The organism is Ideonella azotifigens (assembly GCF_006519715.1).
GTDB lineage: Bacteria > Pseudomonadota > Gammaproteobacteria > Burkholderiales > Burkholderiaceae_C > Ideonella > Ideonella azotifigens.
This window is the reverse complement of record NZ_VIDT01001146.1, coordinates 1-1,132: the sequence shown is the minus strand read 5'-3', so window position 1 is coordinate 1,132 and position 1,132 is coordinate 1. Positions and strand designations below refer to the sequence as shown.

The following is a 1,132-nucleotide window of genomic DNA, read 5'->3' as shown; positions in this document are numbered from 1 at the left end:
GGCAGCGCCACGGCCACCGCCTCGCGCACTTCCGGCTGCGCCAGCAACTGGGCCTCGACCTCGCCAAGCTCGATGCGGAAGCCTCGGATCTTGACCTGGTGGTCGATGCGGCCGAGGTATTCCAGTTGGCCATCCAGGAACGACGGGCCGCTCCCGAGTTCCTGGTCCCCCTTGGGGGGCGGGCCGGGCGGCAGCCCGGTCCTGGGGGCCGCAGTTGCACGCCAACAAGCCAGGTCGCCGGTGCGGTAGAGGCGCGCGCCGTTTTCGCTGAACGGATCGGCCACGAAGCGTTCGGCACTCAGGCCGGCGCGGCCCAGGTAGCCACGCGCCAGGCCGCTGCCACCGAGATACAGCTCGCCGGCCACGCCGGGCGGCAGCGGCCGCAGCGCGGCGTCCAGCACATGGGCCGTGCGGTCACCGACCAGGCGGCCGATGGGCATGTAGGCGGCGTCGAAGTTTTCACCACGCTCGGCCTTTGCAATCGTCGGCGTGATGACGGTTTCGGTCGGGCCGTAGCCGTTGATCACGCGCTCGGGTTTCAGCACCGCATGCACCAGCGCCAGGCTGGTGCGCGGCATGGCTTCGCCGCCAACCGTGTACGAGCGGATCGGCAGCCGGCTGGCGGCCTCGCCCATCAGCTCGGCCATCTGGTGCAGGTAGCTGGGCGTGAAGCAGGCAATGGTGATGCCGTGGCGCTGGATCTCCTCACAGGTGCGCTCGACCGACCACAGCTCCTCGTCCCGCGGCATCAGCGCCGAGCCGAAGGCCAGCGGCACCCAGATGCGCTCGTGCGCACCGTCGAAGCTGATGGAGGCGAACTGCAGCTCGCGGTCCTCGGGCCGCATGCCGTAGGCCAGGCCGATGGTCTGCACGTGCATGGCCAGCGGCCCGTGCGCCACCGCCACGCCCTTGGGCTGGCCGGTGGAGCCGGAGGTGTAGATGACGTAGGCCAGGTGCTCGCCGTGCAGTGGCACCTCGGGCGCATGCGTCGGTTGGTCGGCCAGGTCCAGCGTGTCCAGCAGCAGCGTTGCCGGTGCGGGCAGGCCGCGCTGGGTGCGGGTGTGCGCCAGCAGCAGCGCCACGCCGCTGTCGGCCAGCATGTAGGCCAGGCGCTCGGCCGGGTAGTTGGCGT

1 protein-coding gene is annotated in these 1,132 nt (G+C 71.1%); it reads right to left on the bottom strand.

Translation table 11 applies throughout. The features are described from left to right. Positions 1-1,132: AMP-binding protein (locus FKP22_RS31225; RefSeq protein ID WP_141292043.1), on the bottom strand; the 1,132-nt coding region annotated here is incomplete at both ends.